This is a genomic window from Streptosporangium fragile (assembly GCF_039534445.1).
GTDB classification, from domain to species: Bacteria; Actinomycetota; Actinomycetes; order Streptosporangiales; family Streptosporangiaceae; genus Streptosporangium; species Streptosporangium fragile.
In genome coordinates, this window is sequence record NZ_BAAAVI010000140.1 from 1 (window position 1) to 5,349 (window position 5,349).

Annotated in this window: 6 protein-coding genes; 2 read left to right on the forward strand and 4 right to left on the reverse strand. The window is 66.6% G+C overall.

All coding sequences use genetic code 11. The features are described from left to right. Positions 1 to 21 precede the first annotated feature (21 nt). The 4 genes from ABD841_RS40010 to ABD841_RS40025 all read right to left on the reverse strand — a co-directional run bounded on the left by ABD841_RS40010 (position 22) and on the right by ABD841_RS40025 (position 2,814). On the reverse strand, positions 22 to 573 hold the full coding sequence (locus ABD841_RS40010) for a hypothetical protein (RefSeq protein ID WP_344982282.1): 552 nt from the start codon (positions 571 to 573) through the stop codon (positions 22 to 24). A 37-nt stretch (positions 574 to 610) separates the two neighbouring features. Further along, complete coding sequence (locus tag ABD841_RS40015) at positions 611 to 1,636, reverse strand: NAD-dependent epimerase/dehydratase family protein (RefSeq protein ID WP_344982283.1); 1,026 nt, start codon at positions 1,634 to 1,636, stop codon at positions 611 to 613. A gap of 248 nt (positions 1,637 to 1,884) precedes the next feature. Beyond that, on the reverse strand, positions 1,885 to 2,187 hold the full coding sequence (locus tag ABD841_RS40020) for a hypothetical protein (RefSeq protein ID WP_344982284.1): 303 nt from the start codon (positions 2,185 to 2,187) through the stop codon (positions 1,885 to 1,887). Between the two features lie 231 nt (positions 2,188 to 2,418). Beyond that, positions 2,419 to 2,814 carry a hypothetical protein gene (locus tag ABD841_RS40025; protein WP_344982285.1) on the reverse strand — a complete coding sequence of 132 codons (396 nt, stop codon included), beginning with the start codon at positions 2,812 to 2,814 and terminating at the stop codon, positions 2,419 to 2,421. Between the two features lie 509 nt (positions 2,815 to 3,323). Between ABD841_RS40025 and ABD841_RS40030 the strand changes: the two genes are divergently transcribed. Beyond that, a complete protein-coding gene (locus ABD841_RS40030; RefSeq protein WP_344982286.1) occupies positions 3,324 to 4,115 on the forward strand; it encodes a hypothetical protein in 792 nt (263 codons plus the stop codon). Positions 4,116 to 4,132: 17 nt separating this feature from the next. Continuing rightward, positions 4,133 to 5,062, forward strand: a complete 930-nt coding sequence (locus ABD841_RS40035) for an inositol monophosphatase family protein (RefSeq protein WP_344982287.1) — start codon at positions 4,133 to 4,135, stop codon at positions 5,060 to 5,062. Positions 5,063 to 5,349 lie beyond the last annotated feature (287 nt).

The window sequence follows — 5,349 nt, forward strand, 5'->3', positions numbered from 1 at the left end:
CGGCTACCTCAGCCCGAATGACTACGAGCAGCAGACCGTCGATAGGGTGCTGCTCGCCGCATAACGATCGGTGTCCACACTTCGGGGTGAGCCCCCGATCGCCGTGCACGCCGCCGTGACCTGTTCCGAGGTCAGGTCCAGGCCGAACGCGGTGGTCACGGCCGGGTGGTGGCGCGCCAGCCACGCTGCGGCCCGCTGCCCGTGCTCAAGGTCGGCTCGGTCGTTGTCGCGGCGGCAGTCATGGACGGCGGCGGCCAGGCACAGGGCGGTGGTCTGCTCCGGCTCCAGGTGGTGGTGCTGGGCGAGCAGCCCGGCCAGCAGGCAGACGCGGGCGTTGTGCCGGACCCCGTGGATGCCGTTGGCGGCCTGCCTGGTGGTGAACCAACCCTCTTCGGGCACCAGGAGGACCGGCCGGTCGGGTACGGCTTCGGCTCCGGAGGCCAGGCGGGTTGCTTCAGCGGGGCGGTGCTCGGTGATCCAGGTCAAGGTGGGCTGGTCCATGGCCTGGTGATCGGGTAGGCACCCTCGCTCAGCCAGTTCCCTGAGGGTGGTGGGCTGCGGCTGCGGTGGCATGGGCTCCTCACCAGAAGAGAGGTAAAGAGGCACGGGGTCAGAGCTGGGCCGTCGACTGGCGCAGCCAGTCGGGAATGGCCGACGGGGTGTTCTTCAGCCACGCCGTGTACCGGGCGACGCCCTCGGCGACGGTGATGCCAGACCGCCATCCGAGGACGTCGACCATGCGGCGGATCGAGGCGTAGCCTCCCCGCGGGTCACCGGGCGGCAGCGGCGTTTCGGTCACGGTGAGGTCCGGGTAGTGGAGACGGACCAGGTCGGCGACCTGCCTGATCGTCGTACCGATGCCGGTGCCGATGTTGACGGTCTGGTTGTGCGCGGCGGGCGCGACCAGAGCGTGCAGGGTGCCGGTGGCGATGTCGTCGACGTGCATCAGGTCGCGGACCTGGTGGCCGCCGCCGTTGAGGTGCAGCGGCAGCCCGAGCGCCGCGCGCATGCAGAACCAGGCCACCACCCAGCTGTGGCTGTTCTCCTTGACCGTCTGCGGTTCGCCGTAGACCGAGAAGTAACGGACGATCGCGTACGAGACCCCGGCCTCGCCCAGCACCGCCGAGGTCTCGCATTCCCCCCACGCCTTGCTGGTGCCATAGACCGACAACGGCTGCAGCGGCGCGTCCTCGGCGAACTCGGCGCTCCCACCGGACGCGGTCTGGTTGCCGTAGACACTGGCGGAGGAGACGAACACCACCCGGCGCACGCTCGGCGTCGCGGCGGCGGCGTCCAGTACGTGCTGCGTGCCGACGATGTTGGCTTCGATGGCCTCCAGCGGCCGGCGGGTGCAGGCCGCCACGTCCGCCAGGGCCGCGGCGTGGATCACGTAGTCGCATCCGTCGATCAGCCTGCGGACCACGCCGGGCTGGGCGATGTCCCCGACGTGGAAGTCCGGGTCGTCCAGCGTGATCCCGAAGTGATCGTGGTAGACCCGCCGAGGGTAGGCGTCGATCTTGCACACCGATACCGGGCGCGCGCCGACTCGGCGCAGTTGAGCCGTCAGGCGGCTACCGACCAGACCTCCGGCTCCGGTGACCAGTACCTTCGCGCCTGCGAGCTGTTCCAGTATCACCGCTTGCTCACCTCCTTGAGTGGTGCCGACCCGGTTAAGGGCCGGCTGGGTGGGGCTTTCACCGAAACGGCTGTGGTGCGGTGCTCCCGGGCGGGGAATGCCTCGGCTCCGGGAGCACCGCGAGCGACCGCGATCGAGTCCGCACCCGGGTGTCGTCGGCCGCTTTCTTGGGCCCTGCGGGTTCCCGGTGCCCGCAGGGGGCGGTCGGCGCGGCAGCACGGGAACCAGTCCCACGCTGCCGCGCCAGCTCATGGGGGGCCGAGAACGGCGTCCCAGTCGGATCCGGAAAGGCGCGGGACGCCGAGCTGGTCAGCCGCTGCGTTCAGCTCGTCGCGGCGCAGTCTCCACCGGAGCACGAGCGCCATCAGCTTCTGTTGCTGGGTGGCGCAAGTGCGCCGTCGGGTGGGCAACAGCCTGGTGAGGAACCGGTGGCGGCTGATCCTCGGGCCGGGGGTGGCGGGCTCGATGTCGGCCAGAACCCGATCGATGGTCTTGTCAGTGACCCGTCCGATCCGACGGGGAATCCGGTGACGGGGAAGGAAGTAGATCATGAGGTGCCCCCTCTTAGATGAGAGTCACCGCACGCGCCGTAGCTGACGCCCATGACACCGGGGAGTGCGCCGAGGATGAAGTACGGCAGGCCAGAGGGCTTGATCTGGAGCTTCTCGTCTCGTGAGCCGTAGGTCGTACGCTCGCGTCCTGCGGTGTGGCGGTGCCCTGAGCTGCCTCCCAGGTGTCGGCAGCCCGTTCGATCACGTCGGGCTTCGCCATCAGCCGAGCCGTCATGCCGCCTCCTCCGAGACGGCATTGATCATGTCCGCCGCCTCATGAGGCTGGTCGACGTTCACGACCAGGCAGCCGACGTCCACCATGGGGAGGGAAACGAGATACTGACCCGCTCGTCGCCCGACGGTCACCGTGGCGGCCATCCGGCCGCCGTCGTCGTACACCGTCAGGTCTGGAGCATGGTGGGTAATGGATGCCTTCGGCTGTGACAGCCTATCCCCGCGGAGCCGAATGCCGATCCTGTGAGTGAGCACAGTCCGAAAGCCGTACGACTTCAACAACCGTTGCAGCATGGCCAGCGCCTTGCCGTGCATCCCGGCGACAAGGTGGCTCGCCTCAGGACAGATGCGCTCCTTTGCGCTGAACTCTGGGGTTTCCTGTACGGGGATCATTCTCCGACCGTAGGACTTGGTGAGTTCACCTCACACCTGTAGGCAAGTCCGCAGTCGCTCGGATCTCAGGGCTGCTATGACCTGCGCTTTTTCTTTGATCCTCGGCGTTTACTCATTGCGATGGGTAATCTGGCACCGATATCAGGAGGAGGCGTGGAATGCCTACCCAGAGACGGAGCGGAGAAAGCCCCCAAGCCCGGGGACGCGAACTAGCACGCATCGGTCGACAGCTATGGCAGGAGACAGGATCGGTCAATAAGGCCGCCGTCGAGCTGATGGATCGCTATCCTGACATACCCAGTCTTCAGGCACATCGGTATGCATGCGGCCTTTCCCAGGATCAAGCGGCTGTTCGGTACAACGAGGTTACAAAGCATCAAACCCACCTCGGTGGTACCTCAATCAACGCGTGGGAGACGTGGGCACGTGCCCGCGGGAGTTCCGGTTCGCCTCCGTCGTTCTCGAGCCTGCTGATCCTCACCTCCGCGTACGGCGGCGGCCCCCTCGGCGTGGCGGATGAGCGCCTCTCCCCCGGCGATCTGATCGCCGAGGCGTACGAGCGCCTTTCTCCCGAGGACCAGCTCTCGTTGAAGAGGTTCACCGAAGCCGAGGTCTCCCGGCAGCCGGTCGAACCACGGGCAGCCACGGTGTGGCACCCGGGCCGGGTGGAACATCGGGCGGTGCCCGCGGAAGACGACGTCATCGGTCCGGACTTCGACCTCGCCGCCCCGACCGTCGAGTACGGCAGCCCGGAGATCTGCGTGTACTCCCTGCCCAACCCCCAGCCGGGTCGATTGCTGAACCTGAGCTGGGCGGCGTTCGGGTACGGGATCGAGCGGCTCATCCAGCAGATCAAGAACGTCGGGCGGCGCCTGGATGTGGACGCCTGCTTCGGGATCAACGAAGCCGGGCTGGTCATGGCGACCTTCCTCGCATCCGCCCAGTTCGGACGCTGCCCCATCGGATACCTGAAGTGCAGCAAGAGCCGGGACTTCATCGCCCTCGACCCGGCATCGACGTACCCGGAGCTGCCGGAGGCTCCGTCGATCGTCCTGTGCGACTTCGAGGTCAAGCACGCGGACGTCGTCGGCTTCGTCACCCGGGAGATCCGCAAGCGGTACCCGGGCGCGGAGATCTACTTCGCCGTCTTCGGAGCCATGACGAAGGAGCGGAACCTCGAAGTGGCCGGCTTCGACGACCTCACCGGCGCCGGCATCATGCGGGCGGCCGACTTCAAAGCGGTGTTCATCGCCGCGACCATGAGCCCTCCCGGCATCGAGCCGCCGCTGGAGCTACGCTGACGAGCCGGAGGTGCATCGTGACGTCACATCCCCCTCTCCCCGGCATCGCGCAGAAACTCGCCGAGCTGGTCTCAACGGTGATCGGCGAGATCCGTCCCCGGCTGATCGAGGCCGCCCTGTCAGGTGATCGGTCGGAGAGCAAGAACCTCCGGCACACCGACAACTTCTTGTCGGACCACGACTTGTGGATGCATGAGCGCTACCGGGAGCTACTGACGCGAATCATCCCGTCGTACGTCTACGCCTCGGAGGAGGCGGACCCCCAGGTCATCGGGGATGACCCGGACCCCGACCTGTGCGTCCTGGTCGATCCGCTCGACACGAGCGAGCTGGCCGTGCGAGCGCTGTACGGCTACACGCATGTCATGGTCTACTCGCGCAGCCTGGCCCGCCCCATCGCCGCGGCGGTAGGCGACATCTTCCACCATCTGCAGATCTACCTGGCGGCTCGTGATGACTCCGGGCAGGACCATGCTGTCCTCTACACCCAGGACGGAACCTCTCGTCCTTTGCGGTTGGACCGGTTCCCCCCGCTGCCGGAAGCCCTGGTCACCAACTACCTGATGAAGCCCGAGCGCTTCCAGGAGCTCGCCCAGCAGACTCGATTGCTAGAAGCGCTGAGCCAGCCCTCCCAGGACGGTGCCAGCCGGGGCCGGATCGGCGTGGACTTCGGATCCGTCAGTCTGTGCCATGTCGCCGCAGGCTTCAGCGACGCGATGGTCGAGTTCGCGAAGGGCTTTGCGGTCTGGGACCTCGCACCAGGCCACTACATCCTCAACGCCGCCGGAGGGGTCGTCCTCGACCTCCACGGCCGTCCCATCCCGTTGGACTACCGGTTCGGCACCGTGGCCGACATCGGGAAGGCCATGGACCTGCGCCAGAAGTTCGTCGCCGCCTCCAGCCTCCCTCTTGCTCAGGAGATCGTTGCCGCGCTAAAGAGGACATAGTGAGCGGGTTTCTCTCTACGGCATCGTTCTGCACGTTCGAAGCCCACACAACAGCCCCGCCTAGCTGGCCTCTACCGCTTCAACTCATCACAGCAGGGTTGAGCTGCAGGTTCTTGATCGCCAGCGGAAATGGTGTTCATCGAGGTCCTCTCCCCCGGCCATAACGAGGGCTCCCAACTTCGCCATGTATGACGTTCCCTGCTCACCCCCTAGTAGTACTTCGTTAGGTTGGTTTGATCTTCGGTGGTGGGTTCGGCATGCTGCCCGCGTGAACTTGGGGGAAATCG